The sequence below is a fragment of the Vibrio sp. 2-2(8) genome (assembly GCF_963888495.1).
GTDB lineage: Bacteria > Pseudomonadota > Gammaproteobacteria > Enterobacterales > Vibrionaceae > Vibrio > Vibrio anguillarum.
Genome location: NZ_CAWPJM010000033.1, coordinates 52,266 through 66,864 on the forward strand (window position 1 = coordinate 52,266; position 14,599 = coordinate 66,864).

At 44.4% G+C, this 14,599-nt stretch carries 14 protein-coding genes; 8 read left to right on the plus strand and 6 right to left on the minus strand.

The genetic code is table 11. The features are described 5' to 3' along the window. Window positions 1–56: 56 nt before the first annotated feature. Entirely contained in the window at window positions 57–929 is an 873-nt protein-coding gene (locus tag AACV12_RS09490; RefSeq protein ID WP_170900233.1) for a YdcF family protein, read from the minus strand. A 305-nt stretch (window positions 930–1,234) separates the two neighbouring features. On the opposite strand from AACV12_RS09490, the gene AACV12_RS09495 reads away from it, so the two are divergent. Both AACV12_RS09495 and AACV12_RS09500 read left to right on the plus strand, forming a co-directional pair. After that, window positions 1,235–2,719, plus strand: a complete 1,485-nt coding sequence (locus tag AACV12_RS09495; protein ID WP_040122798.1) for a peptide MFS transporter — start codon at window positions 1,235–1,237, stop codon at window positions 2,717–2,719. Window positions 2,720–2,906: 187 nt separating this feature from the next. Further along, entirely contained in the window at window positions 2,907–3,698 is a 792-nt protein-coding gene (locus tag AACV12_RS09500; protein WP_170900234.1) for a siderophore-interacting protein, read from the plus strand. Window positions 3,699–3,824: 126 nt separating this feature from the next. Here the strand turns inward: AACV12_RS09500 and phnR are convergent, their stop codons facing one another. Next, entirely contained in the window at window positions 3,825–4,535 is a 711-nt protein-coding gene (gene phnR / locus AACV12_RS09505; protein WP_170900235.1) for a phosphonate utilization transcriptional regulator PhnR, read from the minus strand. Between the two features lie 173 nt (window positions 4,536–4,708). Here phnR and rnk point away from each other — a divergent pair, with 173 nt between their 5' ends. After that, window positions 4,709–5,116 (plus strand): nucleoside diphosphate kinase regulator, encoded by a 408-nt coding sequence (rnk, locus tag AACV12_RS09510; RefSeq protein ID WP_026027712.1) that lies wholly within the window; start codon window positions 4,709–4,711, stop codon window positions 5,114–5,116. Between the two features lie 68 nt (window positions 5,117–5,184). On the opposite strand, the gene yjjG is transcribed toward rnk, so the two are convergent. After that, the gene (yjjG, locus tag AACV12_RS09515; protein ID WP_170900236.1) at window positions 5,185–5,859 is read right to left on the minus strand and encodes a pyrimidine 5'-nucleotidase; all 675 of its coding nucleotides are present in this window, start codon (window positions 5,857–5,859) and stop codon (window positions 5,185–5,187) included. A 158-nt stretch (window positions 5,860–6,017) separates the two neighbouring features. Next, window positions 6,018–7,637: an NAD(P)/FAD-dependent oxidoreductase gene (locus AACV12_RS09520; RefSeq protein WP_170900237.1), complete on the minus strand. Its 1,620-nt coding sequence runs from the start codon at window positions 7,635–7,637 to the stop codon at window positions 6,018–6,020. Window positions 7,638–7,850: 213 nt separating this feature from the next. On the opposite strand from AACV12_RS09520, the gene fdxA reads away from it, so the two are divergent. Then, window positions 7,851–8,174, plus strand: a complete 324-nt coding sequence (gene fdxA / locus AACV12_RS09525) for a ferredoxin FdxA (RefSeq protein WP_010318513.1) — start codon at window positions 7,851–7,853, stop codon at window positions 8,172–8,174. 127 nt (window positions 8,175–8,301) lie between these two features. On the opposite strand, the gene AACV12_RS09530 is transcribed toward fdxA, so the two are convergent. Next, window positions 8,302–9,036 carry an RNA methyltransferase gene (locus tag AACV12_RS09530; RefSeq protein WP_047688384.1) on the minus strand — a complete coding sequence of 245 codons (735 nt, stop codon included), beginning with the start codon at window positions 9,034–9,036 and terminating at the stop codon, window positions 8,302–8,304. A gap of 132 nt (window positions 9,037–9,168) precedes the next feature. Here AACV12_RS09530 and AACV12_RS09535 point away from each other — a divergent pair, with 132 nt between their 5' ends. The 3 genes from AACV12_RS09535 to msrB all read left to right on the plus strand — a co-directional run bounded on the left by AACV12_RS09535 (window position 9,169) and on the right by msrB (window position 12,458). After that, window positions 9,169–9,312 carry a hypothetical protein gene (locus tag AACV12_RS09535; RefSeq protein WP_013867835.1) on the plus strand — a complete coding sequence of 48 codons (144 nt, stop codon included), beginning with the start codon at window positions 9,169–9,171 and terminating at the stop codon, window positions 9,310–9,312. A gap of 118 nt (window positions 9,313–9,430) precedes the next feature. Continuing rightward, window positions 9,431–11,179, plus strand: a complete 1,749-nt coding sequence (locus AACV12_RS09540; protein ID WP_170900238.1) for a formate--tetrahydrofolate ligase — start codon at window positions 9,431–9,433, stop codon at window positions 11,177–11,179. Window positions 11,180–11,324: 145 nt separating this feature from the next. Further along, window positions 11,325–12,458: a peptide-methionine (R)-S-oxide reductase MsrB gene (gene msrB / locus AACV12_RS09545; protein ID WP_094125479.1), complete on the plus strand. Its 1,134-nt coding sequence runs from the start codon at window positions 11,325–11,327 to the stop codon at window positions 12,456–12,458. A gap of 93 nt (window positions 12,459–12,551) precedes the next feature. Here msrB and folE read toward each other — a convergent pair whose 3' ends face one another. After that, a complete protein-coding gene (gene folE, locus AACV12_RS09550; RefSeq protein ID WP_013867838.1) occupies window positions 12,552–13,205 on the minus strand; it encodes a GTP cyclohydrolase I FolE in 654 nt (217 codons plus the stop codon). A 152-nt stretch (window positions 13,206–13,357) separates the two neighbouring features. Between folE and moeA the strand changes: the two genes are divergently transcribed. After that, window positions 13,358–14,593 carry a molybdopterin molybdotransferase MoeA gene (gene moeA / locus AACV12_RS09555; protein WP_170900239.1) on the plus strand — a complete coding sequence of 412 codons (1,236 nt, stop codon included), beginning with the start codon at window positions 13,358–13,360 and terminating at the stop codon, window positions 14,591–14,593. Window positions 14,594–14,599: the final 6 nt, after the last annotated feature.

Below are 14,599 nucleotides of genomic sequence, written 5' to 3' on the forward strand. Positions count from 1 at the left end.
AAAAAGCAAAGACCCCGCATTGCGGGGTCTCTTTGATTCATCTATTTCGCTTGTTACTATCCCTGACGCCACCAGCGTCCGACGCATGGGTTTTCAGGATCAAGATATCGATTCAATAACGTTAAGTTGCTGTCGAACAAAATGAGATAAGGTTGAATCTCACTGACACTTAACGCCCCCTTTGTGGCATTGATACACTGCATCAATAAATCCGTAAGGCAGCGAACAAAAACCCACTTTGGCTTGTCTGCGATTTTATGGTTGATCGCTAAAATAGCCTCATATGCGATTTGGTAGGGAATGGCTCTCACTTGCGTGAGATCGCGCAAAAATGAGCCCGCCACAACACCTTCAAGGTAGACACGGTAAGTCGTTAGTTGATCGGCCAATAGAAACAGTTCCGCGGCTAAATGCGTATAAGGGTATTTCACCGCTAGGTGATCGTGCAGATCCGGTGAAATAGCCAGCGTGATCCCCATCATTTCACAGCGTTGTTTTAGCACTCGCAGTAACCCTTGTTCATCCATTAGTTGCTGAATTTCAAAAATACGCTGCAAGTGATAGTCGTTAGAAATGAAAGTGACAGGTAATGTTTTTTGTGTGTCAATGTCACCGTTTTTTTGCAGCTCTAACGCGACGTTTTCGATATTTTCTACCGTGCTGGTTGAGTACTCTTCCAGCAAAATGCGGTTATTCGAAAGTGACACATTGAGCCGAGTAAGCTCCGATTGAAGGTAATGATACATAGCCTTCGCTTCAGAAATCTGTTGCCCTAGCGTGAGCCCACCGCATAAAGCAATGACACTATGATCGATGTCATGACGTTGTAACGCCTTAACGAGGCCATCAACACGGCTACGCCCTTCTAATGTTAATTGCTGATCAACAAGTCGTTTACCCAATACGATATAAAGATGCTCGGCTACCATCGTTATTTTTCTCTCTCCATTCCAGCCACCATAAAACTTGTGTCATAGCAATCGACACCAAGAAAGCAGCAGTATTAAAACGTATGGTTTGGTAACACGTAAATACTCCTACATGTGCATAGTGCTTGAGTCAAAAAATAAAATAAACAATCGCTTTTTAAACATTACTCAAACGATAGCCACGCATTAGAAATGCTCGTGTATAAAGTAAGGTTTCTGCGATAATTGTTTCGATTTATTTATAACTACCGATGATAAAATCCACAGGAATAAACTCTAAAAATCCACTACATGGAGAGATTAATATGTGGAATAAACTCAATAAATCAATGATGTTCTGCCAAATGATGTTTGGCTTATCATTTTACGGGGTAATGGTTATCCTAACCCGTTTTTTTCTAGAAGATTTGGATTATAACGAAGCCGATACCATGATGGTGGTAGGAGCATTTTCATCCATTGGCCCCCTTTTTGCGATCGCTGGTGGTTTTATTGCCGATAAGTTCCTTGGCGCTTATCGTTCATTAACCATTGCCTACGGCGCTTTTGCTCTTGGTTACACGCTACTGGTGCTGGGTGCCTCAACAACCAACGTCGCGATGGCATTAGCAGGCATCGCTTTAGCGAGCTACGCACGCGGATTAATGTCTCCTTCTTACCCCAGTTTATATAAACGCACTTTTAGCTCCCAAGAACATTTTGAAAACTGTTACCCTGTCAATTATTCGGTAAACAATGTGGGGGCATTACTTGGCCAATATTTATTCCCGATGTTTGTTTTAGTGATCGGTTTTCACGGTAGCTTTATGCTCTCAGCCATTTTGGCAGCGTTCGCCTTTGCCACTTTAATTGTGTTTAACAAATCATTAGTGAATGCTGCAGCTGAGATTGATCAAGCTCCCGTAAGCGTGAAAAACTGGCTCGCCTTTTGTGCAGTATCGTGCGCGATGGTTGGGCTAGTTTTCTTCATGTTTTCTAATATGGACATCGGTCAAAACATCGTTTATGCCATTGGTGCGGCTGCCATTTTTTACTTCATCTTTTTGATGTTTAAAGCGAATAGATCCGATACCTTGAAAATGGGCACTATTCTTATCATGACGGTGCTCACCACCTGTTTCTTTGTCTATTACGGGCAAATGATGACCTCCATGACCATGGTAACCATTAATACGATGCGTGGTGACTTATTTGGATTAATTCCAATCGCTCCTGAAGCATCAATGGCGATGAACCCACTGTGGTGCATTGTTGCTGGGCCAGTCATTGCTATGACTTTCTCTTCACTGGAAAAGCGAGGCATTAATTTTTCAACAGCCACTAAAATTGGCTTTGCATTCATCTTTACCGCCATTGCATTTGGCATTTTAACCATGGCAGTCATGAATATTGGTGCTGATGTTATCATCAGACCAGAAGTCTTTTTGATGATCCACTTCTTCCAAGCTTTTGCGGAAGTCATTGTTGGTAGTTTAGTAGTGGCCTTCATTTTGTCAGTGGCTCCCAAGCACATCGAAAACTTTTCGGTTAGCCTCTTTTCAGTCGCCATCGCCTTAAGCGGCATTGTGGGTGCGGTGTTCTCAACCTCCATCGCATTAGAAAAAGGTCAAGTGATCAGTCAGCATATCGTCCAAAGCGTTTATGGCGACTACTTTAAAATGCTCACGATCTTAGCCGTAGTGATGGTAGCAGTGGCCATCGTCGCTTCATTGGTTGTTCGAAAAATGCTTGAAGCATCAAAAATGAACGAACGGGATGAACTTGCAGAAGTTGCACCTAACGAAGTTTAAACATCAGCAAAATGTGAGCATTATTAAGCCTCATACCATTATGCGTATGGGGCTTTTTATCTGCAAAGTTACATATTTCCATCTCTTCAAAGTAAAATGACGTAAATGATAGTTATTATCATTGAATCAATTGAGCACTCAGTTTAAGGTTATACCTACAAAAGACAAAACGGTAATCTAGAGAATAATGAAAAAAGAAACAGAACCTAAACGCTCTTTCTATCCACTCACGGTTGTGGGTAGTCAGCAGATTTCGCCTTCCCTGCAACGCATTACGTTACAGGGTGACTCAATTGAGCATTTTACACTTGAAAACGAAGGCGATTATATCAAGCTGTTGTTTAGTGAAGATGGTGGCACTGATTTGTCACGGTTAACCCCTGATCAGCGCCCAATAATGCGCACTTATACCATTCGAAGTTTTGATGCGACCAACAATCGCATTGAAATCGATTTTGTACGGCACGAAGCGGAAGATAAGCAGTGCGGATTTGCAGTCAGATGGGCGATGCATACGGCCATTGGTGATACGATTTCAATCTCTGGCCCAGGTAAAGCTCAAGGGTTGAATCCCAATGGGAAATGGTTTTTCTTAGCCGCTGACATGACCGCGATCCCTGCTCTTGCAGCTCAATTAAAACGCTTACCACGTGATGCAAAAGGTTATGCAGTAATTGAAATTGAGCATGTGGATGACAAACAGGCACTACAGGCTCCGGAGAACATAGAGATCTCTTGGGTCGTGAAAGACAGCAGCACCAATTTGGCGACTTCGGTTATCGAGAAAAATTGGCTGGGTGAGAATGGCTCGGTATGGTGTGCGTGTGAATTTGATACTATGCGCGCGCTAAGAGAGTATTTTCGTAATGAAAAAGAGATAGTCAAAGACTATATTTATATCAGCAGCTACTGGAAACGTGGCGTCAGTGAAGATGGGCATAAACAGCTCAAACAAACGGATGCACAAACTCAGTCATAAACAGCAATAACACAGTAAAAAGGTGACTTAATAGAGGTCGCCTTTTTCATTGAATGCGCTCAATTTTCAACGAACATAGCTTTAACAGACCTAGCTTTAACGGACCTAGTTTTAACGGACATAGCCTCAGCGGGCCACGGTTAGCTTGGCTAACGACTCAATACAAATCGCGTCATGTCGCCAGTATTCGATGCCACAATCGATCAGTTCACCCTGTTGATTATAATTAATGCGCTCAACGACCATCGCCGGAGTGCCTGATGTAGCGCGTAGCGCTTGCGCCATATGACCAAGCAAAGAGCTAGTGGTAATTCGATAACGGACTGTTTGATACTCCACGGCAAAATGGTCGCGATAAATATCCGTCAGTGATTGAGACAAATCGAAAGTCAGCAAGTTGGGAAACAATTCAGGGCGCACGTAATTCGTCACATAGACCACGGGGCGATCTTCTAAATAACGCACACGATCAATTTGGTAAACATCCGAAAATGGCTTCAATCCCAATAAGAGCGATGCTTGTTTATTGGCTAATAGCACTTTTGCCATCATCAGTTCCGTTTTTGGTACTCGGTTTTGTGCTAAAGCCATGTTGGTAAAATTCAGAGTTTGGGTTGGGTCGTAACGTATCGGCTCGGGAGAAATAAACCAACCTCGCCGATCTTCTCGGTAGATCTTGCCGTCCGCTTCCAACAGAGACAACGCCTCACGCAGGGTAACGCGTGTGGTATTAAACGACTCTGCAAGTTTTCGTTCAGAAGGTAATTTTTGACGAGGGGCAAGCATGCCAGCATCGATTTGTTCAACAATCACATCTTTAATTTTTACGTACTGCACAACATCCACTCCCAGCCTAAATACGTGCATGCCAAATTCATAACAAACTAATACCGTATTATTTGCATTCTATGTCGAACAAGATTAATGTCATAGCCTGAATCGCAATAACATTGACGTTAATTTTTATACCGCCTAGCTTTTGGGCGGTATTTCTTTTTGGAGTATTAAAAATGTCAAACTTAGCACCTGTCTTAGTTTCAAGCCTTGATATGGACAGAATATCCGCATTACTGGATGGCATGCCTAAACTAACGCCAGAGTTAGAAAAGCTCGAGGCTGAGTTGGATAGAGCCACCATTGTCGCCCCGCAAGAGATGCCAAATAATGTGGTGAGCATGAATTCGACCGTACGCTTCAAGTTTATCGACAGTGATGAAGTGATCGAAAAAAATCTTGTGTATCCGCATGAAGTGAAAAGCAGTCAAGATATCTCTGTTTTTGCCCCAGTAGGCAGTGCATTGTTGGGCCTAGCTGTTGGTCAACAGCTCAGTTGGCCAATGCCAGGTGGTAGAGAAAGAGTGATTGAGATTCTTGATGTAGTTTATCAACCTGAGCGTGACGGTGAATTCAACCGCTAACGAATCGATTTGTTGGTGTGGAGCTCGATATCATCACTCCACACCCCAAGCCACACCATTGTAAATAATTATGCGACCAAAATATCTTTAAGCTCGTGCAATGAACGCACATGGTAGTGTGGCTCAATACCCTCAACAGCACTTGCGCCAGTAGAGTTTAGCCAACAGGTCTCAATACCAAAATTCAAGCCACCTAGAATATCGGAATGCGGGTTATCTCCTACCATCAATACACGATTTTTAGCAGGGTTGCCCATTTTGTCTAACGCGTAGGCAAAAATCCCGTGATCGGGTTTCGCTACACCAACCTCTTCTGAAATAATCACCTGGTCAAAGTATTCACTCATCCCCGTTCTTTGCAAACGAATCGCTTGAAGTTCGGTAAAACCATTAGTAATGATGCCAAGTTTCGCTCGACCTGTAAGAGCATCCAATAACTCTTTTGCTCCTGGTAGTGGAGTGCAGATATCTGCCATGGCTTCAAGAAATGCGCTGTTTAATTCCGTGGTCGTCGTCGCGAGCTTTTCTGCCCACTCTGCAAAACGAGTATGCTTCAACTGCGCCGCCGTGATATCACCATTTTGGTAATCGACCCACAGTGGTTTATTAACTTCTTGGTACTGCGCAAAATCTTGTTCAGTAAACAACACTCCTTTGCGCTCAAACATCAGTTGCATACCTTTGAAAGCATCAAAATGAAACAAGGTCTCGTCAGCGTCAAATAAAATCCAGTCGTACTTCATGATCTCTCCTCATAATGTTCGGGCTAGTTTAGATTGTTTTTAGTTAAATGATAATCTCTATCAGAAGAAACTTTTAAAATTCAATGTGATAACGAATCTAATCGTCCCTGTAATAAAAAAGGCTCCAATGAGCCTTTTCTTATGCTTAATATTGTAAATTATGATGCTTTTTCAGCTTCGTTAACCATAGAAAGCGCCAATGCTTCGGCCGCTTTAATACCATCAATGCCTGCTGATAAAATCCCGCCCGCATAACCTGCACCTTCACCTGCCGGATAAAAGCCTTTCAGGTTGATGCTTTGGAAATCTTTACCCCGTTTAATGCAAATGGGTGATGACGTGCGAGTTTCGACTCCAGTTAATAAACCATCCTCAGAGGCAAATCCTTTGATCTGCTTATCAAACGCTGGGATCGCTTCACGAATGGCTTCAATAGCAAAATCAGGCAACGCTTTTGAAATATCTGTCAACTTGATGCCGGGTGTAAAAGAGGGTTCGACATCACCTAACGCACTCGGATCACGACCTTGTAAAAAGTCACCAATTTTTTGTGCTGGCGCATCGTAGTTTTCGCCGCCAAGTTGATAAGCTCTTGATTCAAGCTCACGTTGGAAGCGCACGCCCGCCAGCGGATCACCGGGATAATCACGTTCAGGATCAATACCCACCACAATCGCACTGTTAGCATTACGTTCTGCGCGAGAATATTGGCTCATGCCATTGGTCACAACGCGCCCCTCTTCAGAAGTAGCCGCCACTACCGTGCCACCGGGGCACATGCAGAAGCTATAAACAGTGCGGCCATTCTTACAGTGGTGAACCAATTTGTAGTCCGCCGCGCCAAGAATGGGGTTACCCGCATTCGAACCAAAACGCGCTTCATCAATCATTGATTGTTTATGTTCAATACGGAACCCTACTGAAAAGGGTTTGGCTTCCATATAAACGCCACGTTCATGCAACATTTCAAAGGTATCACGTGCGCTATGACCGACCGCAAGGACAACATGACGTGTTTTAATTTTTTCACCATTTGACAGCGTAAGCCCGGTAATTTGCCCTTCTTCGATGTGAATGTCATCAACACGAGTACTAAAACGAATTTCACCGCCTAATTCGATGATTTTGGCACGCATTTTTTCAATCATGGTCACCAATTTGAACGTACCAATGTGCGGTTTGCTCACGTACATGATTTCAGCAGGTGCGCCCGCAGCGACAAATTCTGTAGTGACCTTACGACCATAGAAGTTAGGATCTTTCACTTGGCTATAGAGTTTTCCATCAGAAAAAGTTCCCGCTCCACCTTCGCCAAACTGCACGTTAGATTCAGTATTCAATGTACGTTTACGCCAAAAACCAAAGGTATCTTTGGTGCGTTCGCGCACTTCTTTACCACGCTCGACAATGATTGGGTTAAACCCCATTTGAGCAAGAATCAGTCCTGCGAATAGACCACAAGGGCCAAAGCCTATCACCACTGGGCGCTCAGTAAGATTCGCTGGCGCTTGAGCAACGAATTTGTACTCCATATCCGGCGTCACTTTCACATGCGGATCATCAGCAAACTGAGCAAGCAACTCTGTTTCATTCTCCACGCTCACATCTAGCGTGTAAATCAGCATGATTTTCGTTTTCTTACGAGCATCGTAGCCACGTTTAAACATATTGAATGAAAGAACTTGTTCATCAGCAATACCAAGTTTTTCAGTAATAGCAGCAAAAATTGCCCCTTCCTCGTGGTCCAAAGGAAGTTTAATTTCGGTTAAACGTATCATGTCGGTGTCTCGTTTTAGTCGGTGTCTTAGCCAAAGCCGCAAGCGGCCCGCTCACAATGGCGCGCATTTTACGGGAAATAGCGTTATCTGTCATACTAAATCCCGAATTCATCACACGTTACGCTAGATATTCATAGCGTTGGATGTTGAAATTTAACTTGGGATGCGTATTATCCCCATTCTTCATTTTTGACTAACTAAGAGCTGATCATCATGGCGTTTGTCGTAACGGATAATTGCATCCAATGTAAATTTACTGACTGTGTCGCGGTATGCCCTGCAGATGCCTTTCACGAAGGCCCCAATTTTATGGTGATCAACCCCATTGAATGCATTGATTGCGGTTTATGTGTTCCTGAATGTGCAGCTCAAGCTATCTTTCAAGAAGATGAACTCCCAGAAGATCAGAAGATTTACATCGAACTCAATGCTGAGCTTGCCGATATATGGCCGGTGCAAACCGAAGTCAAACCAGCCATGGATGATGCTGAAAAATGGAATGGCGTGCCAAACAAACTGGGGATGTTAGAGAAGTAGTCTTTTCTTTTTATAACTAGCGTTATAAAAAAAGCGCAAACACGGCATCCGTTATCACGCTTTTTGACGACAATCCAAAGCAACAACTTTTAAGCTTTACTTATTGACCGAGTGATCTTGGTTTGATCTAGTGATGTTGGCGGCGCAGGTTATCCAAAATAATACCCGTAGCCATTGCTACGTTAAGTGACTCTGCTCCCCCGAAGGCGGGAATGGTGATTTTGTCGGTGACATATTGAGCCGCTTCGGCACGAATACCATGCGATTCACTGCCCATCAATAAAATCCCTTCTGCTGCAAATTTCGTATGATGTACGCTCTCACCTTCTAAAAAAGCCCCATAAACAGGTAGATTTGAACTCTGTAAATAAGCACTCAAATCCACTTGGCTCACCGTAACACGCCCAAAGCTACCCATGGTGGCACTGATGGTCTTGGGATTGTATGGATCGGCGCAATCGTGGCTAGCGACAATGTGTTTAATGCCATACCAATCAGCAACACGAATAATCGTCCCTAAATTACCGGGGTCAGAAACACCATCGAGAGCGATCATCAATCCTTTCGCTTCAGGCACCGTCACTTCGGGGATCTCAACGACGGCGATTGCCGCATTATTGCTCACCAAGGTGCTGGCTTTGGTTAAGTCATCTAATGTGGCCTCAATGCATTCAAAAACACTAAGCTCAACGCGGTTTTGTGCGATAAACTCCGCAGTGGCAAAAACCTGCTTCACCGTCAGTTGGCTGTTAATCAATTCCAACACGTTCTTTTCGCCTTGCACTAAAAACAGGCCATGAGCCTTGCGCTGTTTCTTTTGGCCTAAAGCACGAAGTAGTTTCAGTTGGTTTTTTGAAATCATAAAATATCCGCAGTGAGGTAAGGTTGGCCTAGTAAAAACGCCGCATTATAGAGTAAAGGCCGTCAGAGCTAAAGCAGTGTAAGCCGAGTTTCAATACCATATGTTCAGTTACTAACAAACAAGGAAATCCATATGAAACGTTTTCTTCCCTCTTCCGTTATGTTAACCCCCTTTGTCGTCAAGCATTATGATCAACAAGATAGTGATCAACTTGAAGATGATCACCATAAAGAGCCCAACGACAATGACACAAAAGAGAACGAAGAATCGAGCTAAAAGCTCAGACATTAGTTTATAATCCACTCATTAAATAACTTTACAACCCATTTTTTGACGTTATTATCGCGACGCAAACGTTTTCCCAACCCGTACAATACTAAATAATGAGGGTTTTATGCTGCCTGATATTGAAATTTGCCGCGCCACTTCATTAACCTCCATAGAGGCTATCGCTAACAAAGCAGGATTCACCGCCAGCGAATTCCACAGCCAAGGCCGCTTTAAGGCCAAAATTTCATTAAGTTGCCTTGAACGTTTGCAAACACAAACGGTTGGAAAGTTAATCCTTGTGACTGCTATTACCCCAACGCCATTAGGGGAAGGAAAAACCGTCACGACCATAGGACTATCACAAGGAATGGCAAAATTGGGTCATTCGGTGATGGCATGTATTCGTCAACCCTCAATGGGACCAATCTTTGGTGTTAAGGGCGGAGCCGCTGGCGGCGGTTATTCACAAGTGGCACCAATGGAAGAGCTCAATTTGCATCTCACTGGTGATATCCACGCCGTCACAGCCGCGCATAACCTAGCGGCAGCGGCGATAGATGCCCGGATCTATCACGAACAGCGCCTTGGTTATGACGATTTCGAGCAGCGCACCGCAATGAAAGCACTGCGTATCGACCCAAATAATGTGGTTTGGAAGCGAGTGATGGATCACAACGATCGCGCATTGCGCATGGTTACCGTTGGCCGAAATGAAACGGATAAATCAATCAATGGCTTTGAGCGTGAAGATGGTTTTGATATTTCAGCGGCTTCTGAGCTGATGGCGATTCTTGCATTAGCCAAAAACTTAAACGATCTGCGTCAACGGATTGGGCGGATTGTCGTCGCCTATAGTCACCATGGTACACCGATTACCACCGAAGATTTACAAGTCGCTGGGGCGATGGCTGTCAGTATGAAAGAGGCGATTGAACCTACATTAATGCAAACGTTAGAAGGCGTACCGACACTGATTCACGCCGGGCCTTTTGCCAATATCGCGCACGGTAACTCTTCTATTATCGCTGATGACATCGCCACAAGGTTAGCCGAATTTACTGTAACAGAAGGCGGCTTTGGCTCTGATATGGGATTTGAAAAGGCGTGCAATATTAAAGCCGCGACATCTGGGAAAGCGCCAGATTGCGCCGTTATCGTCACCACACTTCGCGGCTTAAAAGCGAACTCTGGTCTGTATGAATTGCATCCCGGCCAGCCAGTTCCCGACACTCTATTTCAGCCAGACCATGCCGCGTTGGTGTCCGGTTTTGAAAATCTCAAATGGCATATTGAAAATGTGAGTAAGTATGGAATACCCGCCGTGGTTGCCATTAACCGCTTTCCACAAGACAGCCAAGAAGAGCTTGAGCAGCTCGCAATGATGATTCACGCACTACCCTACCAGGTAGAGGTTGCACTGAGTGAAGGTTTTGCTCTTGGAGGCGAAGGGACGACTGAGCTTGCTTCCAAAGTCATTAAGCAGTGTCAAAAAGTGAGTACGTTCACACCGTTATACCAAGCACAGCAGACGATCGAAGATAAGATCAACGCCGTAGCGAAAAAGGGCTATGGCGCGGCAAGCGTCACTTTTAGTGATAAAGCACGACGTCAAATGCACAACATGCAAGAGCAAGGTTACGGTAAACTTGCTGTCTGTTTGGCGAAGACGCCGCTTTCAATTTCAACCAACGCTGCGATTAAAGGCGCACCAAAAGGTTTTGATGTACCGATTCGCGAATTAAAGCTCTGTGCGGGTGCTGGCTTTATCTATGCGCTATGCGGCAACGTGATGACCATGCCGGGCCTTCCTGAAAAACCCGCCTTCATGTATTTAGACATTGATTCTAAAGGAAATATTATCGGCCTAACCTGATATTATTGTTCGAAATTAACCTTTCTGAGCGCAAATCTTCGGGCTCAGAAAGGCTTTCTTCACGCTATTTGTTTTCTTTCTCTGTAATTTTTTGCGCTTTTCACCGTTCTTTACCAGTATCAATAAAAAATAAGTAAGGTCGGTTATGAAACGTTTTACTCCCTTTATATTCTCAATAGCGCTTATTGTGCCTATTCTGTTTTCGCTATTTAGCCAAGCAGAAACTCAGCCTAAAACCATGCCCAGCATTGGTAATCAGCAAATCGCGACATTAGCTGGGGGCTGTTTTTGGTGTACAGAATCTGATCTTGAAAAACTCAACGGTGTCATTAGCGTTGTCTCTGGTTATGCGGGTGGCAGCCTTGAAAACCCTACCTATAAACAAGTCTCATCAGGAAAATCGGGCCACATTGAAGTGATTCAAGTGACCTTTGATCCGCAAGTTGTCAGCTACGAAAATGTATTGGATCATTTTTTCCGACACATTGATCCAACGGATGATCAAGGCTCGTTTGTTGATAGAGGCCCACAGTATCGGCCTGCCATTTTTTATCACAACAGTGAACAGAAGCAGACCGCGCAGCGTTTTATGCAAGAAATCGATGCGCTAGGGATCTTCAAAAAGCCGCTCAAAACAGAGCTGATTCAATACAGCCAATTTTGGCCTGCTGAAGAGTACCACCAAGATTTTTATAAAAAGAGCAAAGTACGTTACACCTACTATCGTCATGCTTCCGGACGTGACCAATATCTTGATACCATCTTCGGCAAAGATCGTAATGAGCACCCAAAAACCTTACGTCAATTGATCGAAGCGCAAAAAATGCAAAACAACGTTAAGGCATACAATAAACCTTCGAATAAAGAAATACGCGCCAAATTGACTGATTTGCAATATTACGTGACGCAAGAAGAAGGTACTGAACGCGCATTTAACAATGAGTATTGGGATAACAAAGCCGATGGTATTTATGTCGATGTAGTCAGCGGAGAGCCATTATTCTCTTCTACCGACAAATACCGTTCTGGTACAGGCTGGCCCAGTTTTACTCGGCCAATTAATGAAGCGTATATTGCGACCAAAAGCGATTCTCGGCTTTTTTATACCAGAACCGAAGTGCGCAGCCGTTTTGCAGATTCTCACCTAGGTCATGTCTTTGAGGATGGACCAGCACCAACCGGCTTACGCTACTGCATGAACTCCGCCGCGATGCGATTTGTACCAAAAGAGGCGATGCAAGCTGAGGGCTATGGCGAGTACTTGGTTCTGTTTCAATAAGGCGTGCGTGGTAAAACGAAAAAGCCCTCGGCTTCACTTGCGAGGGCTTTTTTAGTTGATCAACGTTAATCGATGGACTCAACTGAGATTCGATTAATGTAAACCATGGAAAAATTCGGCGCGGGTGGCAGGGTTAGATTTAAAAATACCGCCTAATGCTGTGGTGGTCGTTTCACTGGTCGCATCCATAACACCACGTGATTTAACGCAGTAATGAGTGGCATCAATGGTGACTGCGACATCGTCTGAACCGAGTAAGGTTTGCAAAGCCACCAGAATCTGCTGTGTCATTCGCTCTTGAACTTGGGGGCGCTGAGCAAAAAAACGTACAATACGGTTAATCTTAGAAAGACCAATTATCTTGCCTCTTGGGATATACGCCACCGCGGCTTTACCATCGATAGTCACTAGATGATGCTCACAGGTGCTGGTCACGGTAATCTCTTTTACGCGCACCATTTCACTGACGTTCATCTTGTTTTCGATCACAGTAATTTTGGGGAAGTTTTGATAATCGAGGCCAGAAAACACTTCATCCACATACATTTTCGCAATTCGATGGGGCGTCTCTTCTAAACTGTCGTCGGTCAGGTCAAGACCGAGTAGTGTGAGGATCTCACGCATATGGTGTTCGATTTTTTCTTTCTTTTCTTCACGAGTAACCTCATTTGGACGCATAGGCGTTTCCAAACCTCGGCTCTCTAGCGCATCTTTGACCAACTTTGCTGATTCGCTAAGACCTAGCATTCCGATTCCTCTTACTTTTTACCCCTTTCGGATGGCAGACAAGGATACTCGGAATTTTGAATAATTACATCCATATTTTAAGGATGGTCATTATTGCCTGTAAGCAATGTATGATAAAGTCCTCGCAAAGAAAAAAGCTATAGGAACCGATCATGGGCTGTTGTGATTCACCGGGCTTAATGCCTATCGAACAAGCGTTAGAGACAATGCTAGCGAATATCAAACCCATCCAAACGACGCTGAAACTACCGCTAGCCGACGCATTAGGCTATGTGTTGGCCGAAGAGTTACTCTCACCCATTTTTGTGCCGCCTTTCGATAACTCAGCGATGGATGGATACGCTATTCGATTAGCTGATCTGCAACAGTCAACCACCCTGCCGCTGGCTGGTAAATCTTTTGCCGGTCTTCCATTTGAAGGGCCGTGGCCAGCCAACAGTTGCGTGAGAATTATGACTGGCGCGAAAATTCCAGCTGGTTGCGACGCGGTGATCATGCAAGAGCAAACGACCGAAAACGAAAATGGCATCTGCTTTCTACAGTCGAATGCAAAGCCTCAGCAAAATATTCGCCCCACAGGTGATGACATCAAACAAGGCGATGTAGTGCTACATAAAGGGGCTCGCTTGACTTCGCGTGATATCCCAATGATTGCCACACTCGGCATCAGCCATGTGACCGTTTTTCGTAAACCCAAAGTGGCCTTTTTCTCAACTGGAGATGAGCTAAAACCACTCGGTGAACCTCTTGCTGAGGGGCAAATCTATGACAGCAATCGTTATGGCATTAAACCATTAATTGAGAATTTTGGTTGTGAAGCGATTGATCTTGGGATCATTGCTGATTGCCCTGCCACTTTAAAAGCTACCTTTGATAAAGCTCAACATTTGGCCGATGTGGTTATTACTTCTGGCGGCGTAAGTGTAGGCGAAGCTGACTATACCAAAGATATTTTGCAAGAACTCGGAGAAATCGGTTTTTGGAAACTGGCAATAAAACCGGGCAAACCGTTTGCATTTGGAACATTAGATCATGCTTGGTTCTGTGGCTTACCTGGCAACCCCGTTTCAGCCGTATTAACCCTATACGTCTTGGTGCAACCTATGCTGGCTAAATTGGCTGGACACACTCACTGGAAAGCACCGGAGTCCATTCCAGCCATCACTAAAAATGCCTTTAAAAAATCACCGGGCCGTACTGACTACCAACGCGGTATTTACACAATTGAAAATGGCCAGTTTGTTGTTGAAACTACCGGAAACCAAAGTTCGGGGGCATTTCGTTCGATGAGTCTCGCCAACTGTTTTGTGGTGTTAGAACAAGATCGTGGCCGAGTGGAAGTGGGCGAAACCGTCAATATCCAACTTTTTAATCCCAGCTTGTATTAAGGATCA

Coding starts and splice junctions, on each gene's coding strand:
- AACV12_RS09490 (WP_170900233.1), bottom strand. CDS start 929: ATGGTAGCCGAGCATCTTTATATCGTATTGGGTAAACGACTTGTTGAT.
- AACV12_RS09495 (WP_040122798.1), top strand. CDS start 1,235: ATGTGGAATAAACTCAATAAATCAATGATGTTCTGCCAAATGATGTTT.
- AACV12_RS09500 (WP_170900234.1), top strand. CDS start 2,907: ATGAAAAAAGAAACAGAACCTAAACGCTCTTTCTATCCACTCACGGTT.
- rnk (WP_026027712.1), top strand. CDS start 4,709: ATGTCAAACTTAGCACCTGTCTTAGTTTCAAGCCTTGATATGGACAGA.
- yjjG (WP_170900236.1), bottom strand. CDS start 5,859: ATGAAGTACGACTGGATTTTATTTGACGCTGACGAGACCTTGTTTCAT.
- AACV12_RS09520 (WP_170900237.1), bottom strand. CDS start 7,637: ATGATACGTTTAACCGAAATTAAACTTCCTTTGGACCACGAGGAAGGG.
- fdxA (WP_010318513.1), top strand. CDS start 7,851: ATGGCGTTTGTCGTAACGGATAATTGCATCCAATGTAAATTTACTGAC.
- AACV12_RS09530 (WP_047688384.1), bottom strand. CDS start 9,036: ATGATTTCAAAAAACCAACTGAAACTACTTCGTGCTTTAGGCCAAAAG.
- AACV12_RS09535 (WP_013867835.1), top strand. CDS start 9,169: ATGAAACGTTTTCTTCCCTCTTCCGTTATGTTAACCCCCTTTGTCGTC.
- AACV12_RS09540 (WP_170900238.1), top strand. CDS start 9,431: ATGCTGCCTGATATTGAAATTTGCCGCGCCACTTCATTAACCTCCATA.
- msrB (WP_094125479.1), top strand. CDS start 11,325: ATGAAACGTTTTACTCCCTTTATATTCTCAATAGCGCTTATTGTGCCT.
- folE (WP_013867838.1), bottom strand. CDS start 13,205: ATGCTAGGTCTTAGCGAATCAGCAAAGTTGGTCAAAGATGCGCTAGAG.
- moeA (WP_170900239.1), top strand. CDS start 13,358: ATGGGCTGTTGTGATTCACCGGGCTTAATGCCTATCGAACAAGCGTTA.